The organism is Agrobacterium sp. LAD9 (assembly GCF_003031125.1).
In the GTDB taxonomy this organism is placed as follows: domain Bacteria; phylum Pseudomonadota; class Alphaproteobacteria; order Rhizobiales; family Rhizobiaceae; genus Agrobacterium; species Agrobacterium radiobacter.
In genome coordinates this window covers 80,145-95,256 of sequence record NZ_PHGS01000006.1, presented here as the reverse complement: position 1 = coordinate 95,256, position 15,112 = coordinate 80,145, and the positions used below count along the sequence as shown (strand labels likewise).

Genomic DNA, 15,112 nt, shown 5'->3' with positions numbered 1-15,112 from the left:
CGCCGTTAAATCTGTATTAATATACATTTAAAATTGTAACGAGCCGCCCAAGCGGCCGTTAACAATCGCCGCGTCTAGAGGCGGGAAATCACCGAGGGATCGCCTTCCGGGTTCTGCTGCGCCAGCGCCCGGTCGATGATGGCGGGCACGATGTCCTTCACCTCGTCGACGATGAGCGGGTTGAGAAGGTGCGCGCGGTGGATGAAACCCTGGTCGCGCATATGCTGCACCAGCTCCAGCATCGGGTTCCAGAAACCGTTGATATTGGCGAAAACCATCGGCTTGGCGTGGCGGCCGAGCTGCGCCCAGGTCATGATCTCGACGATCTCCTCGAGCGTACCGACACCGCCCGGCAGCGTCACGAAGGCATCCGAGCGCTCGAACATCATATGTTTGCGCTCATGCATGTCCTTGGTGATGACAAGCTCGTTCAATTGTCCGAGAGAATGGCGCGTTGCCTCCATATCGACCAGAAATTCCGGTATGATGCCGGTTACTTCGCCGCCATTGGAAAGAACGCCGCTGGCAACCGCGCCCATGATGCCCTTGGTGCCGCCGCCATAAACGAGGCGAATGCCGTTTTCGGCAATGGATTTCCCAAGCGCGCGGCCTGCTTCCATATGGGCCGGATCACGTCCGGGCTGGGAGCCGCAATAAACGCAGATGGATCGAATCGGTGTATTTTTGTCCGTCATGAAGGGAAGGAACTATGTGCGATGCGGCACGTCAAGAAAATTTGGGAAATCCCTTGCAAATATGGCCTTTTGGCCACTCGCCGCTTGTCTGTCGCAAGGTAAGACGCTAGCAATCTCAACTCGTGTGAAAAGCTTGAAATACCCGGAGATTCCAGGATGAAAAACAATAAAGCCGGTTTGCTGGCGCTGATCGTGCTGGGCATTGCGTCCCTGCTCATGATCTTTTTCGTCCTGCCGCGGATTTCCAATGACGGCAAACCGATCGGCGACGCCATCAACGAGGCCGGCAACGCCGTGAAGAACAGCGTTGAAATGGGCAGTGACAAGGCGGGCGACATCCTCTCCGATGCGGCCGAGGAGACGGCCAACATCGCCGATAAGGTGGGACGTCTGGCGGCTTCCGCCACCCAGTCAATCAAGGATCTGACCACGCTTTTCGCCGACAGCAAGGTTCCCTCCGACGCCGATTTCGCAGCGGCGCGCAAGAAGGTCGAGACCTCGCTCAAGGAACTGACGAATATCGAAATTCCCGAGTCGCTGGATGAAACGACGTCGCGGCTCATCACCACCGCCCGCACTGCGGCCGAACGCACCACGGCGTTCCTGCGCGGTCTGCCTGACAATGCTGCTGCGGCGGCGGCACAGGTGCGTCGTCTGGCGGGCGTCTTCGCCGGCACCGACGATGGTGCGCCCGAACCGGCAAAGCCGGCCGCGGCACCCGCCGATGCGGCACAGTCTTCTTCCGGCGCACCGACTTTCGACGTGCTGCGCGTCGAGCCCGATGGTTCGGCCGTGATCGCCGGCAAGGCGCAGCCCGGCGCAAAGCTCGAAATCCTCAGCAACGGCAAGGTGGTCGCCCAGACGACCATTGACGGCACCGGCGATTTCGCCGCCGTTTTCGACAATCCCCTTCCCCCGGGCGATCACGAGCTCGTTCTGCGTTCAACCGACGCCAACGGCAAGGCGACGCAGTCCGAGGAAGTGGCGACCGTTTCCGTGCCTGATGGCAAGGCGGGCGAGCTGCTGGCCATGGTTGCCAAGCCTGGCAAGGCGAGCCGCGTGCTGGCCATGCCGGAGGCAGCACCTCCGGCGCTTCAGCCGCAGGCCGCGCCATCACAACAGCCTGCGGCCACATCTGAGACCAGCGCCAACACCGCCGCCGCGCCGCTCGCCGGTACTGCGGCTCCGTCCGCCGCGGCTCCGCTAACGTCGAGCGTTCAGGTCACTGCCGTCGAGTTCGAAGGATCGAAGATTTTCGTCGCGGGTTCCGCGCCCGCCGGTTCGACGGTGCGCGCGCTTGTCGACGACACGGAAATCGGCAAGACCACGACGGAAGCCTCCGGTCATTTTGTCATCGAAGGCGATGTCGATCTCGCCGTCGGCAGCCATATCATCACCGTCGAGGAACTGAATGCCGACGGCACCGCGAAAGTGCGCGTGCGCGTTCCCTTCGAACGGCCGCAGACTGATCAGGCAACCGTCGCCATGCAGGCGCCATCCACCTCATCTTCGGCGACCACGACCGCGGCACCGGCTGAAAACCAGAGCACGGCAAGCGACCGCGCCGCTTTCGAAAAGCTGCGCGCCGATGTCGCCAAGGCCTTCGGCATTCTCTCCAATCTCTACAGGGATCAGGCGACGCCGGCGCTCGACCAGGCCATTGCCGGCCGCTCCGCCGTCGTCATCGGCCTGAAATCGCTTTCGGAATTCCGTACAGCGGCCGCGACCGAGCCCGCCTTCACCGCCTTTGCGGGCGATATCACCGCCAAGGCGCGCCAGCTGCTGACATCGGTCGAGGCATGGCCGAACGACGTGGCGGCAATCGGCAAGGGCATCGCTTCGCTCGCAAGCCGGCTCTCCGAACTGCACATCACCGCGCCGCCCGCACCGGCACCGCAGGCCCCTGCTGGCCCGCAGACCTTCGAGCAGGCGCCGCTGGCCGAAAGCCAGAACAGCGTCATCATCCGCCGTGGCGATACGCTGTGGCAGATTTCGCGCCGCGCGTACGGACAGGGCGTGCGTTATACGACCATCTATCTCGCCAACGAGGACCAGATCAAAAACCCAGACCTGATCGAGCCCGGCCAGATTTTCGGCGTGCCGAAGGAAGCCCTGCCGAATGCGGAGGAACTTCACCGCAAGCGGCTGAAGAGCGGTTCCTGAGCATTTGAAGCGTTGCGGTGAACCCGTGACGACCCTATCTGTGACACGCGCGGCGGCTTGACCAGAGCCGCCGTCCTGCTGTCGGCTTCCGGCAGTGACCGGAGAGAATGATGGCCACGACCAAAAAAACAATTTCGGCGGATTCCAGCAATCCGACCCAGACGCTGATCAATCTCTGGCCCTATATGTGGCCGGAGGGTCGGTGGGACCTGAAGATGCGGGTGGTCTGGGCGACCGTATTCCTCATCGTCGCCAAACTGGTGCTGATCGCGGTTCCCTATTTCTTCAAATGGGCAACGGATGCGCTGAATGGCAAGCTCGATATGGCGGGACTGGTCCCGGCCTTCCTGCTCGGCGCCGTCGCGCTTGTTATCGCCTATAATCTGACGCGGCTGATCCAGGTCGGGCTCAACCAGCTGCGCGATTCCCTCTTTGCGAGCGTCGGCCAGCATGCGGTGCGCCAGCTCGCCTACAGAACCTTCGTGCACATGCACCGGCTTTCGCTGCGTTTCCATCTGGAGCGTAAGACCGGCGGGCTTTCGCGGGTTATCGAGCGTGGCACCAAGGGCATCGAAACCATTGTCCGTTTCACCATCCTCAACACAGCGCCGACCTTCATCGAATTCCTGCTGACGGCGATCATCTTCTGGGCTTCCTACGGTTTTTCCTATGTGCTGGTCACGGTCATCACCGTCTGGGCCTATATCTGGTTCACCGTGCGGGCCAGCAACTGGCGTATCGGCATTCGCCGCGCCATGAATGACAGCGACACCGACGCCAACACCAAGGCGATCGACTCGCTCCTGAATTTCGAGACGGTCAAATATTTCGGCAATGAGGAGATGGAGGCGCGACGTTTCGATGTCGCCATGGAGCGCTACGAGAAGTCGGCGATCTCGATCTGGACGTCGCTCGGCTGGCTGAACTTCGGTCAGGGCGTGATCTTCGGCATCGGCTCGACCGTTATGATGGTGATGTCGGCGCTTGCGGTGCAGCGCGGCGAACAGACCATCGGCGATTTCGTCTTCGTCAACGCGCTTCTGCTGCAGCTTTCGGTGCCGCTCAACTTCATAGGTTTCGTCTATCGCGAAATCCGACAGGGCCTGACCGATATCGAGCAGATGTTCGACCTTCTGGAGGTGGAAGCCGAAGTGACCGACAGGCCGGATGGAGAACCGCTCGCGGCCGGCCCAGGTGCCATCTCCTTCCGCGATGTGCACTTCGCCTATGACCCCGAAAGACCGATCCTGAAGGGCGTTTCCTTCGACGTGCCGGCGGGCAAGACGGTGGCGATCGTCGGGCCTTCAGGTGCGGGAAAATCGACGATCTCGCGGCTGCTCTATCGCTTCTACGATATTCAGGAGGGCTCCGTCACCGTCGACGGACAGGACATTCGCGACGTGACGCAGAAGAGCCTGCGCTCGGTGATCGGCATGGTGCCGCAGGATACCGTGCTCTTCAACGACACGCTTGCCTATAACATCCGCTACGGTCGCCCCTCGGCAACCGACGAGGAACTGAGGGCGGCGGCGGATGCGGCGCAGATCAGCGCCTTCATCGGCAAGCTGCCGGAGGGCTACGCGACAATGGTCGGCGAACGGGGCCTGAAGCTTTCCGGCGGTGAAAAGCAGCGCGTGGCGATTGCCCGCACGATCCTTAAAGCCCCGCCGATCCTCATTCTCGACGAGGCTACCTCGGCGCTCGACACCCACACCGAACAGGAAATCCAGAGCGCGCTCGATATCGTCTCGAAGAACCGCACGACGCTGGTTATCGCCCACCGGCTTTCCACCGTCATCGGCGCGGATGAGATCATCGTGCTGAAGGAAGGGCTGATTGCCGAACGCGGCACCCACAGCTCGCTGATGACGCAGAACGGTCTCTATGCCTCGATGTGGAGCCGCCAGCGCGAGGCGATCCGGGCGGAGGAAATGCTGCGCCATGTTCGCGAAACCGACGATCTGGGTGTCATCGACCGCGGCGAACCCGCCCATTGATGGCTATACCCGGGGTAACTGGGCCAACGGACGAACCCCGCCATTGCCGCGCGGGGCGTTTGGCTGTAACCAGCTAGGCAAAATTTGTCGCATTGCCGTGTGGAGCGTGTCGTATCACGACCACATATAGACGCGGCAGACGAAAACCGGAGCAAGGAATCTCATGAATCTGTTCGACACCATTCGCAACACCATCGTACCGATCCACAAGGAAGGTTATGTCTTCGTGGCGGCCTTCTTCGTCGCATCGCTGGTGCTCGGCTGGATCGCCGAACCGCTGTTCTGGGTCGGCCTCGTGCTGACGGCCTGGTGCGCCTATTTCTTCCGCGACCCCGAGCGCGTCACGCCGCAGGATGACGACCTCATCATCAGCCCGGCCGACGGCAAGGTTTCCGCCGTGCAGAGCGTCGTTCCGCCGCTGGAGCTGGAACTCGGCAAGGAGCCGCTGGTGCGCATCTCGGTGTTCATGAACGTGTTCAACTGCCATGTGAATCGCGCGCCGGTACGCGGCCGCATCGTCAATGTCGCCTACCGTCCCGGCCTCTTCCTCAATGCCGAAGTGGACAAGGCTTCCGAAGACAATGAACGCAACGGCCTCGTCATCGAGACTTCGCACGGCAAGGTCGGCGTGGTGCAGATCGCCGGCATGGTTGCACGCCGCATCGTCTGCTGGGTGAAGCCGAATGAACCTGTTGATGCCGGTGAGCGTTTCGGTCTTATCCGTTTCGGTTCGCGACTCGATATCTTCCTTCCCGTAGGTTTCGAGCCGCGTGTATCGGTCGGCCAGACGGCGATTGCCGGTGAAACCGTGCTTGCCGAATTCGGCTCGGCCAAGGGTCCGGTCGTCAGCCGCCGCGGCTGACGGAAACAGGAAGGGCATGCGCATGGAAACGCCGATCGCCGAGCCGCAACAGAACGGCAAACCCGAGGGCCGCAGCGACAGCGGCCGTGGACCCCGGCTGAGGGAAATTCCCTTCCGCCTCGTCGTTCCCAACCTCATCACCGTTCTGGCCATCTGTGCGGGCCTCAGCGGCGTGCGTCTCGCCATTGAAGGCCGCTTCGAGCTGGCCGTCGGCATGGTACTGCTGGCCGCCTTTCTCGACGGCATAGACGGGCGCATTGCCCGCATGATGAAAGCGACGTCGAAATTCGGCGAACAGATGGATTCGCTGGCCGATATCGTCAATTTTGGTGTCGCCCCTGCCCTCGTGGTCTACGCCTACCTTCTCGATCAGGCGCGTTCCATCGGCTGGATCGCCGCCCTCATCTATGTCATCGCCGCCGGCCTGCGTCTGGCGCGTTTCAACGTCATGATCGAGCGGCCGGTAAAGGCGCCTTGGCAGAATGAATTTTTCGTGGGCGTGCCGGCCCCGATGGGCGCCATGCTGGTGCTTCTGCCTGTCTATCTCGGCTTCCTCGGCGTCGAGCCGGACAAGCCCTTTGCCTATGTCGCCGCCGCCTATACGGTCCTGATCGGTTATCTCCTCATCAGCCGCCTGCCGGTCTGGTCGGGAAAATCGGGCACCAGCCGCATCCGCCGCGATCTGGTGCTGCCGATGATCCTCGTCGTCGTGCTCTATGTGGCGATGCTGATGAGCTTCACCTGGGAAGTTCTGGTTCTGACCGTTGCCGCCTATCTCGTCTTCATCCCCATCAGCGCCCGCCTCTGGCACCGCCGCTACGGCACGCTGACAATCGAGGAAGACGCGCATGACGACGCGAACGGCGGCAACGGCCTCGATCGCGGCATTTAAAACCGCAGGTTTATTTTTTCTCGCTACAAGCCGGTGCAGGGTGTGACGCAAAATGTCGCAGCCTGAAAAGCCGGCTTCGTTTTTTTTGCCTCGAATCCGTCAAGATTAGCCGCGAAAGAAGTGGCTCACACGCATCGCAACGGCGATTGGCGTGAATTGTGGAGAGAGAGAAATGACGAACGAGACGAAGGCACAGCCGCAGGCGAAGCCCGACCTCAACAGCCACTACCGCCCGCTCGGACTGAAGGCCGTTGCGGCCGCAGCCCTGATGCTGAAGCGCAAGCCCGCTGCCAAAACCGCCTGAAAATATTCGCTTTTTTGATTTTCCCGGTTTTTGCGGACTACCCGGAAAACGGAGAGTTGCGGACGGAAGATCAACAAGCATGCGGCGCCTTTTCCGGGCGCCGTTTTTGTATATGGCGTTCCGCGAAACTGCGGATCGTCAATCATTTGCAAAATTGGCAGCCTTCTGTAACGAAGCTGAAACGAAAATGTAGTAAAAAGCTCGCCTTCCACAAGAAGGCTATACGAACAGCGACGTATAGATTAGTGAATACAAAAGAACTTTTCTATTCCGCATTTTTTTCCACAACAATGAATAAGCCAATTTTCGAATTCGCAGAAATGCGGATGACGAATATTCGGCGTTGGGGGAAGATTGTGAAGACAGGCCAGGGGGGCTTGGGACGGCCATGCAGGATAAAATCCTTCTGATTGAAGATTCCGTTGCTCTTTCCATGCTGCTGAAGACGCGGCTTTCGGAAGAAACGGAAGCCGAGGTTGTTCATTGCGACAGCATGGCCGCGGCCGATGCCCTCATGCAGGCCCATAGTTTCACGCTGGCGCTGACGGGTCTCAATCTGCCCGATGCGCCGAAGGGCGAGATTCTCGCACTTTTATCCGAGCGTAAGGTGCCGGCGATCGTTTTCACCGCCACGGTGGATGACGAGGCGCGCAAGCGCTACGCCGAGAAGAAGATCATCGACTACATTGTCAAGGACGGCCATCGCACCGTCGATGCGGTGGTCAGAACGGTCCAGCGGATTTTGAGCAACAAGCTTTTTTCCGTCCTGGTGGTCGATGATGTTCGCACAGCCCGCTCCGGTCTCGTGGAAATTCTGGAACGGCAGAATTTCAGGGTCAGCGAGGCCCATTCGGGCAAGCAGGCGCTGGAAATACTGTCGCAGGACCCGACGATCCAGCTTGTCATCACCGACTACCATATGCCCGACATGGACGGTTATGAGCTGACGCGCCGCATCCGCGACAGCCGCTCATCCGAAGATTTGCGGGTGATCGGCATATCGTCCTCCACCGACCGGTTGCTTTCGGCAAGCTTCCTGAAGGCGGGCGCCTCGGATTTCGTCTACCGCCCTTTCGTGCCGGAAGAATTGCAGTGCCGCATCGATAACAATATCGAGACGCTGAAGCAGCTTAAACGCCTGCGCGAGCTGGCCGAACGAGACCACCTCACCGGTCTGCCCAATCGCCGCTCCTTCTTCGAGCGCACGCGGGCGCTGATGGATGTCATCAACGGCAATGACGAGAGCGGCGCCGTCGCCATTCTCGACATCGACCATTTCAAGAAGATCAATGACACGCTGGGGCACGATGCCGGCGACAGGGCGTTGAAAAAGCTGGCCGAACTGCTGCATGACATGTGCGATGAACAACGCCATATTCCCGCCCGCCTCGGCGGCGAGGAGTTTGCCGTGTTCCTACGTGGGCTGGATGCGCGAGCCGCCTATCAGTTCTGCGAAGAGCTGCGTGGACAGGTGGAAAAGAACGGTCGGCAGCTGAGCGGCAGCAGCCTCGCCCTGACGATTTCGCTCGGCGTCGTGGAGATCGAAAAGGGTGAACCCTTCGACAACCAGCTGAATGCGGCGGACCAGCTGCTCTATCTCGCCAAGGCAAATGGCCGCAACCGCGTCTATTCCGACATCATGATCCAGGAAGGCCTGCAGAAGATCGGCCGGAACAGCTGAGCTTTTCTGAACAAGATAGTCTTGTGTGGGACCGAGCGCGTGCCGCGTAACGACGGCTGACCTCGACTTCCCTCGGAAAGCATCTCAAAACAGCGACATCTGCCCGTCATCCTTCGCCGGTTTGATCTTCGCCAGCGGCGCGCTTTCCGGCACCGGCTCGATGAGATCGGCACCGACATTGGCGACCTTGTTGACCTTGTCCGATACCGGGATCATCTCGAAGAAATCATCCTGAACCGGCCGCATCAGGTCGACGATCTCGCGCGGTTCCTGGGTCTTGCAATCCAGCCAGCGGCTGAAATCCTCGGGCGCAATGACAACAGGCATGCGGTCGTGAATACGGCCGATCGCGGCATTGGCGGCGGTGGTGAGGATCGCACCGGTATCGACCTCCGAACCGTCGGCGGAAGACCAGGTTTCCATGAGGCCGGCGAAAGCGACGATGCCGCCACTTTTCGGGCGGATGAAATAGGGTTGCGGTTTGCCGCCCTCCTCCTTCGGCGGGCGTCGCCATTCGTAAAAGCCGGTTGCGGGCACCAGCACGCGGCGATGGCGCATGGCGGCGCGGAAGGAGGCCTTGCCGATGGCGGTTTCCGAACGGGCGTTGATGAGCAGCGGAAAATCCTTCGGGTCCTTTACCCAGCCCGGCATGAAACCCCAGCGGACCAGCACGGCGCGGCGATTGGGCAGGTTGCTGCCGCGCTCCTGCCGCTCCCCCTCCATCACGATCAATATGGGCTGCGTCGGTGCGATGTTGAAACGGGCGGGAAAATCCTCAAGGCCGATCAGATCGAGATAGTCGGCGATCTCCTCGGGTGTCGCCTTCAGCACGAAACGTCCACACATGCTTTTTTCCTCAACCCCTTGGTCCGAACAGGATGATGGCGGTGCCGGCAAGGCAGACAGCGCCGCCGGCAATATCCCATTTGTCCGGCGCATGCCCTTCCACGCCCCAGAGCCAGAAAAGCGACGCAGCGATGTAAATCCCGCCATAGGCGGCGTAAGCCCTGCCCGCCGCCTCTGTCGGAATCAGCGTCAGAAGCCAGGCGAAAGCGGCCAGCGCCAGCATGCCGGGCAGCAATATCCACCCGGTCTTGCCGAGTTTCAGCCAGGCCCAGAAGGAAAAACAGCCGGCGATTTCGGCAAGAGCCGCCAAGACATAGATAAGATAGACCTTCATTCCACCGTCTTTAGATGCACAATCGCGACAGTTCCGGACTATAACGCTCACTTCGGAAACCGGAATCGATTTTCCGGACCACGACACTATAGACAGGCCGCAGACGGCCGAAACAAGCGAAACCATTCATGACCCTTCGTATCAAGCCCCGCGCTGCCTCCTCCGCCATCGTCAGGAACGGAGACCGGCTGCTTCTCGTGCGCCGTATCAACCCGCCCTCGAAGGACATGTTCGCCTTTCCGGGCGGTCGCGGCGAAGACGGCGAAACGGCAGCCGAGACGGCGCTGCGCGAATTGCACGAGGAAACCGGTATCGTGGCGCGAAGGCCGCAGCTTTTCGCGACCTATGATCTTCCCTCCCGCGACGCTGAAGGCGTGCTGACGAGCCATTATTTCCTCTCCGTCTTCACCGTGGAGACGGATGCCGATCCCGTCGTGACTGTAGGCGACGATGCGGCGGATGCCGGGTGGTACACATTGGCGGAAATCCGCCTTCTGCCTGCGCCCGAAAGTGTGGTCGAATGCGCCGAGCGCCTGCTTGCATGATTGCCAGTCAGCCAGAATCGCTATTATCTAGGACCGATCCGCCCGCCGGATGGTCACGAGCCAACAGTTCACGAGTATGTGTGGGGCAGAATAGAATTTTGATACGGCCAACCATCTTCCTGTCTCTTTTTCTGACCATGCTTGCCATATCAGGGCAAGAAGGCATCGCTTATGCGCAGCCTTCAAAGGTCGTTTCCGAGGCACGTCCGGCGGAAGCGACACCGCCCAAGCCCGCTCCTTATGACGACAAGCTGGCACGGCTGTCGGAAATACTGGGCGCGGTGCAATATCTGAGAACCCTGTGCCCCTCTTCCGGACCGGAGGACTGGCGCAGGTCGATGAGCGATCTTCTGGCTGCGGACACGGCCAACGAACCTGAACGACGTCAGCGCATGACGGCTGCATTCAACCGTGGATACCGCTCCTTTGCGGCCATCCACACCAGTTGCACACGCGCCGCCATCATGGCAGAAGAGAACTACCGTAACGAAGGGGCAACACTCGCGCAGGAAATCGCGTCCAGGTTCGGAAATTAGAGGATTGTTAACCTCTTTTCGCCGCAGCCCGTGCCGTTTTGATAAAAGGCTGCTAGTGTTGTTAACAGGGTGGTAAGGACTTGCCCGCCCTGTCGAGGATGAAAAATGCAGACAAGCCGTAACGAAATCGACGATATGATCGTGCATGAAAAGATGCAGGTCGCTCTGGAACACCAGAACGAGGCATGGGCTGACGGCATGGCCGACGGCATCGAGCCGGAGATCATCGCCGATGCCGCCATCGCTCTGGCCATGCGCGAAACCATCCGTATCCATGGCGAGGCCGGCGCTGAAGCAATGCTGGAATCGCTGCGCCAGCGCATGCTTCAGGGCGAATTTTCGCCGCAGCGGGTAATACAGTAAAGCCGGGGTCTATCATGTCTTGCCTGAGCAAGGGCCTTTTGCGCTCTTCCGCCCTGCTGTCCATTCTGCTTGCCCTGACCGCCGGTCCGATTGGCGTGCCGAGCCGCGCCTTTGCCCTTTCCGAGCTGAAGCCGGCGCAGAACACCGAAAGCGAGCCAAAGGCCGAGAATGGCGAGCAGCCGCAGCAGGCCCAGCCTGCTGAGCCGGACGAGATCGAAGGCGATTCGGAAGGCATTCCCCTGCCCGACCCTTTGGTGGACCGTTCCGCTGGCCAGGCAAACCAGCAATCCGCCAAGCCCGATAACACCCCGGAAATGTCTGTTGTAATCGAGCACGACATTTCCAAGGCGCCGGAACCCGTGCGCAAGCTGCGCCAGCAGATCATCGATGCCGCCGCGTCAGGCGATATCGAAAAGCTGCGACCCTTCATCGCCGCCGGGCAGAACCAGTTCCGCATCGACGGTAATGACAGCGAAGACCCGATTGCAGCGCTGAAAAGCTATTCCGGCGATCCGGACGGGTTGGAAGTGCTGGCGATCATCATCGATCTCCTGTCGACCGGTTATGCCCATATCGATGCCGGCACGCCTGACGAAGCCTATGTTTTCCCCTATTTTGCCGGAAAACCGCTGAATACGCTGACTGCACCGGAAAAGGTGGAGCTTCTGCGAATCATCACGGCGGGCGATCTGGCGGACATGCAGGAATTTGGCAATTACAGCTTCTATCGCGTCGGCATTTCGCCTGACGGCAAGTGGAAGTTCTTCACCGCCGGCGATTGATCGCATCGCAGTGCTTGCCGTTCTCGGGCAAAAATCCTAACTGTGCGGAATGAGCATTCCGGCAAATGCATCTGCATCTTGCCTGCTATCCGCATAGTCTCGACGAACCGAACGGTGACACCATGCCTTCCGCCTTTCTTGCCGACCGCCGCCTGATCCGGGTTTCCGGCACCGGCGCCGAGGAGTTTCTGAACAACCTCATCACCGCAGATATCGAGAATCTGCCGGCAGGCGAGGCCCGGGCCGCGGCACTTCTGACGCCGCAGGGCAAGATCCTGTTCGATTTCCTGATCTGGCGCGATAGCGGGGACTATCTGATCGAAACGGGCGCCGCCGAACAGGACGCATTGCTGCGCCGCCTGACCATGTACAAGCTGCGCGCACCGGTCGACCTCAAAGTCGAGACGGTCGAAGGTGTGAGCGTTTTCTGGACCGAGACTGCACCGGTGGCAGGCATCAGGGACGGCCGTTTCGCCAAGGCCGGAATCGATCTCTTCAGGCTACCGGGTGCATCGGCTTCGGGCGATGTCGCTGCCTATGATGCGCTGCGCGTTGACCATGGCATTGCCGAATCCGGCCGAGATTATGCGCTGCAGGATGCTTTTCCCCATGATGTTCTGATGGATGTGAATGACGGCGTTTCCTTCAGGAAGGGCTGCTTCGTCGGCCAGGAAGTCGTTTCGCGCATGAAACATCGCGGTACGGCGAGACGCCGCGTCGTCACCGTTTCGGCCGGAGGCGCGTTGCCCGCCAGCGGGACGGAGATTACCGCCGATGGAAAACCGGTCGGCACGCTTGGAACCGTTTGCGGCAACAGGGCGCTTGCCATCGTGCGGATCGACCGCATTGCCGATGCGCTTGCTTCGGGCACGCCGCTTCTTGCCGAGACTGTTCCCGTGACCGTGGCCCTGCCGGCCTGGAGCGGCCTTTCCTTCCCGGCGGCCGATCCCGCGGCTCGGGCGGAGGATTAAGAGTGACGCCCGCAAAAAGCCCGCGCGCCTGGCAGCGCATGCTGTCCGGCCGGCGGCTCGATCTGCTCGACCCTTCGCCGCTCGATGTGGAAATTGCCGATATCGCCCACGGCCTTGCCCGTGTCGCCCGCTGGAACGGCCAGACGCGCGGCGACCACGCCTTTTCCGTCGCCCAGCATTGCCTCATCGTCGAAACCATCTTCTGCCGCATGTGCACGGGTGCGACGCCTGATGACATGCAGATGGCGCTTCTGCATGACGCGCCGGAATATGTCATCGGCGATATGATCTCGCCGTTCAAATCCGTGGTCGGCGGTGGTTACAAGACCGTGGAAAAACGGCTGGAGGCCGCCGTGCATCTGCGTTTCGGCCTGCCACCACATGCATCGCGCGACTTGAAGGACCGCATCAAGAAGGCCGACACGGTCGCCGCCTTTTTCGAGGCGACGGAGCTTGCCGGTTTTTCCACCGCCGAGGCGCAGAAATTCTTCGGCCTGCCGCGCGGCATTACCCGCGATATGTTCGACATTACGCCCCTGCCCTCCACCGAAGCGCAAAAGCTGTTCATCGAACGTTTCGAGGCTATCGAGGCGCTGCGCGCGGTCAAGACGGGGAGCGCGACATGACGGCCATTGTCGTATCGCCGCTGTCGCGGATCGCGGAGATGGCCGTGAAGCACAAGGCCCGTGAAATGGTGACACTGATCGCCAAAGAGCAGGCCTTTCACCGCCCCGCCGTCATTGCCGCAGACCGGCATCTGACGCTTGCCATGAACGACATCACATTCAAGGGCACCGCTGATCTCATCGCGCCTGATGATGCGCATGTGCTGAGGCTGATCGATTTCGCCCGCGAATGGGACCAGTCCGCGCCGCTGCTCATCCATTGCTGGATGGGTGTTTCGCGCTCGCCCGCCGCCGCCGTCATCGCAGCGCTCAGCCTTTATCCTGACCAGGATGAAATGGAGCTTGCGCTGCGCCTGCGCGCCGTCTCACCCTATTCCACGCCGAATGCCCGCATCATTGCCATCGGCGACCGTCTGCTCGGACGCGGCGGCAGGCTGGTGGCGGCGATCAAAAAAATCGGCAGGGGCGCGGATACGGATGGTAACGTGCCCTTCGTACTGCCGCTTGGCGCCTGAGGCCGTTTTGGCGGAACCCTCACGGCGTCCAGTCGTTACCAACCCTGAACAGCAATAAAAATCACAGGATAATTCATGGAACAACAGGCAACGGATATCATCGTCGCATCGCAGGCGGCGTTGCAGCAGGCGAGCGCGCTTGCGGTGCAATATTCCTTCTCGGTCGTTGGTGCGCTTCTGCTGCTGATCATCGGCTGGCTGGCCGCCACTTTCCTGCAACGCTGGGCCTTTCAGGGCCTGTCGCGCATTCGCGGCTTCGATGCGACGCTTGCCGGCTTCTTCGCGGGCGCCATCCGCTATGTGGTTCTCATTCTCGTGCTGGTCATGGTGCTTGGCCAGTTCGGCGTGCAGACGGCCTCCATTCTCGCCGCCCTTGGCGCCGCCGGTCTGGCCATTGGTCTGGCGCTGCAGGGCACGCTGCAGAATATTGCCGCCGGCATCATGCTTCTGGTGCTGCGCCCCTTCCGGGTCGGTGAATATATCGAGACCGGCACGGTCAGCGGCACGGTGATCGAGATCGGGCTCTTTGCCACCGAACTCAAGACCAGCGATGGGCTCTATCGTCTCGCGCCCAACTCCACCCTCTGGAACGTGCCGATCACCAACTACAGCCGTTTTCCCTCGCGCCGTCACGAACTGAGCCTGACGGTCAAGACTGACGAGGATCTCACGGCCGCGCAGAATATGCTGATGAAAGTCGTGCGCTCGGAGAGCCGGGTTTTGCTGGACCCCGCCCCCGTCACCTTCGTCGATTCGGTCAGCGCCGACAGCGCCACCGTCAAATTGCGCTACTGGGTGCGCAGCGACAGTTATTTCGCGACAACCCGCGACGTGACGAAGGCCATGAAGCTCGCCTTCGACGAGCGCAAGGCGGAAGTGAACGCGCAGCCTGCCTGAGGCCTCGCGCCTCCCCCTCTCTTCAAGCGCGGTGGCTGCAGCAGCCATCGCGCTTTTTCGTTGCGCCACGCTGAAGCATACACTTGCATCCCGCTGACGTGGC

General features: G+C 60.8%; 17 protein-coding genes. 14 read left to right on the top strand and 3 right to left on the bottom strand.

Annotation, left to right across the window (positions count from 1 at the left end; all coding sequences use genetic code 11):
* Positions 1–74: 74 nt before the first annotated feature.
* Positions 75–695, bottom strand: a complete 621-nt coding sequence (locus DA915_RS05390; protein ID WP_107675331.1) for a TIGR00730 family Rossman fold protein — start codon at positions 693–695, stop codon at positions 75–77.
* Positions 696–851: 156 nt separating this feature from the next.
* Here DA915_RS05390 and DA915_RS05385 point away from each other — a divergent pair, with 156 nt between their 5' ends.
* The 6 genes from DA915_RS05385 (at position 852) to DA915_RS05365 (ending at position 8,594) form a co-directional block, all read left to right on the top strand.
* Positions 852–2,858 (top strand): LysM peptidoglycan-binding domain-containing protein, encoded by a 2,007-nt coding sequence (locus tag DA915_RS05385; protein WP_107675330.1) that lies wholly within the window; start codon positions 852–854, stop codon positions 2,856–2,858.
* Between the two features lie 110 nt (positions 2,859–2,968).
* Complete coding sequence (locus DA915_RS05380) at positions 2,969–4,855, top strand: ABC transporter ATP-binding protein/permease (protein WP_107675329.1); 1,887 nt, start codon at positions 2,969–2,971, stop codon at positions 4,853–4,855.
* A 163-nt stretch (positions 4,856–5,018) separates the two neighbouring features.
* Positions 5,019–5,717: a phosphatidylserine decarboxylase gene (locus DA915_RS05375; protein WP_003502001.1), complete on the top strand. Its 699-nt coding sequence runs from the start codon at positions 5,019–5,021 to the stop codon at positions 5,715–5,717.
* A 22-nt stretch (positions 5,718–5,739) separates the two neighbouring features.
* Positions 5,740–6,609, top strand: a complete 870-nt coding sequence (pssA, locus tag DA915_RS05370) for a CDP-diacylglycerol--serine O-phosphatidyltransferase (RefSeq protein WP_020009523.1) — start codon at positions 5,740–5,742, stop codon at positions 6,607–6,609.
* Between the two features lie 172 nt (positions 6,610–6,781).
* Positions 6,782–6,913, top strand: coding sequence for a hypothetical protein (locus DA915_RS29380; RefSeq protein WP_003496883.1), 132 nt, complete (start codon positions 6,782–6,784; stop codon positions 6,911–6,913).
* Between the two features lie 388 nt (positions 6,914–7,301).
* The gene (locus tag DA915_RS05365; protein WP_003501996.1) at positions 7,302–8,594 is read left to right on the top strand and encodes a PleD family two-component system response regulator; all 1,293 of its coding nucleotides are present in this window, start codon (positions 7,302–7,304) and stop codon (positions 8,592–8,594) included.
* 84 nt (positions 8,595–8,678) lie between these two features.
* Here DA915_RS05365 and DA915_RS05360 read toward each other — a convergent pair whose 3' ends face one another.
* Positions 8,679–9,440, bottom strand: coding sequence for an SOS response-associated peptidase (locus DA915_RS05360; protein ID WP_065694921.1), 762 nt, complete (start codon positions 9,438–9,440; stop codon positions 8,679–8,681).
* 10 nt (positions 9,441–9,450) lie between these two features.
* Positions 9,451–9,774, bottom strand: coding sequence for a YnfA family protein (locus DA915_RS05355; protein WP_003501993.1), 324 nt, complete (start codon positions 9,772–9,774; stop codon positions 9,451–9,453).
* A gap of 128 nt (positions 9,775–9,902) precedes the next feature.
* Here DA915_RS05355 and DA915_RS05350 point away from each other — a divergent pair, with 128 nt between their 5' ends.
* From DA915_RS05350 to DA915_RS05315, 8 genes are all read left to right on the top strand, one after another.
* Positions 9,903–10,319 carry an NUDIX hydrolase gene (locus DA915_RS05350; protein WP_060724009.1) on the top strand — a complete coding sequence of 139 codons (417 nt, stop codon included), beginning with the start codon at positions 9,903–9,905 and terminating at the stop codon, positions 10,317–10,319.
* Between the two features lie 98 nt (positions 10,320–10,417).
* On the top strand, positions 10,418–10,855 hold the full coding sequence (locus DA915_RS05345) for a TIGR02301 family protein (RefSeq protein WP_107675328.1): 438 nt from the start codon (positions 10,418–10,420) through the stop codon (positions 10,853–10,855).
* A gap of 105 nt (positions 10,856–10,960) precedes the next feature.
* Positions 10,961–11,218, top strand: coding sequence for a hypothetical protein (locus DA915_RS05340; protein WP_003501987.1), 258 nt, complete (start codon positions 10,961–10,963; stop codon positions 11,216–11,218).
* A 14-nt stretch (positions 11,219–11,232) separates the two neighbouring features.
* On the top strand, positions 11,233–12,000 hold the full coding sequence (locus DA915_RS05335; RefSeq protein WP_060726125.1) for a hypothetical protein: 768 nt from the start codon (positions 11,233–11,235) through the stop codon (positions 11,998–12,000).
* A gap of 122 nt (positions 12,001–12,122) precedes the next feature.
* Entirely contained in the window at positions 12,123–12,971 is an 849-nt protein-coding gene (locus tag DA915_RS05330; RefSeq protein WP_107675446.1) for a folate-binding protein YgfZ, read from the top strand.
* A gap of 2 nt (positions 12,972–12,973) precedes the next feature.
* Positions 12,974–13,597, top strand: a complete 624-nt coding sequence (locus tag DA915_RS05325) for a YfbR-like 5'-deoxynucleotidase (protein WP_162692508.1) — start codon at positions 12,974–12,976, stop codon at positions 13,595–13,597.
* Positions 13,594–14,112, top strand: coding sequence for a tyrosine phosphatase family protein (locus DA915_RS05320; RefSeq protein WP_107675327.1), 519 nt, complete (start codon positions 13,594–13,596; stop codon positions 14,110–14,112). The genes DA915_RS05325 and DA915_RS05320 overlap by 4 nt, the downstream gene beginning before the upstream one ends.
* Positions 14,113–14,187: 75 nt before the next feature.
* Positions 14,188–15,009 carry a mechanosensitive ion channel family protein gene (locus DA915_RS05315; RefSeq protein WP_003501978.1) on the top strand — a complete coding sequence of 274 codons (822 nt, stop codon included), beginning with the start codon at positions 14,188–14,190 and terminating at the stop codon, positions 15,007–15,009.
* Positions 15,010–15,112: the final 103 nt, after the last annotated feature.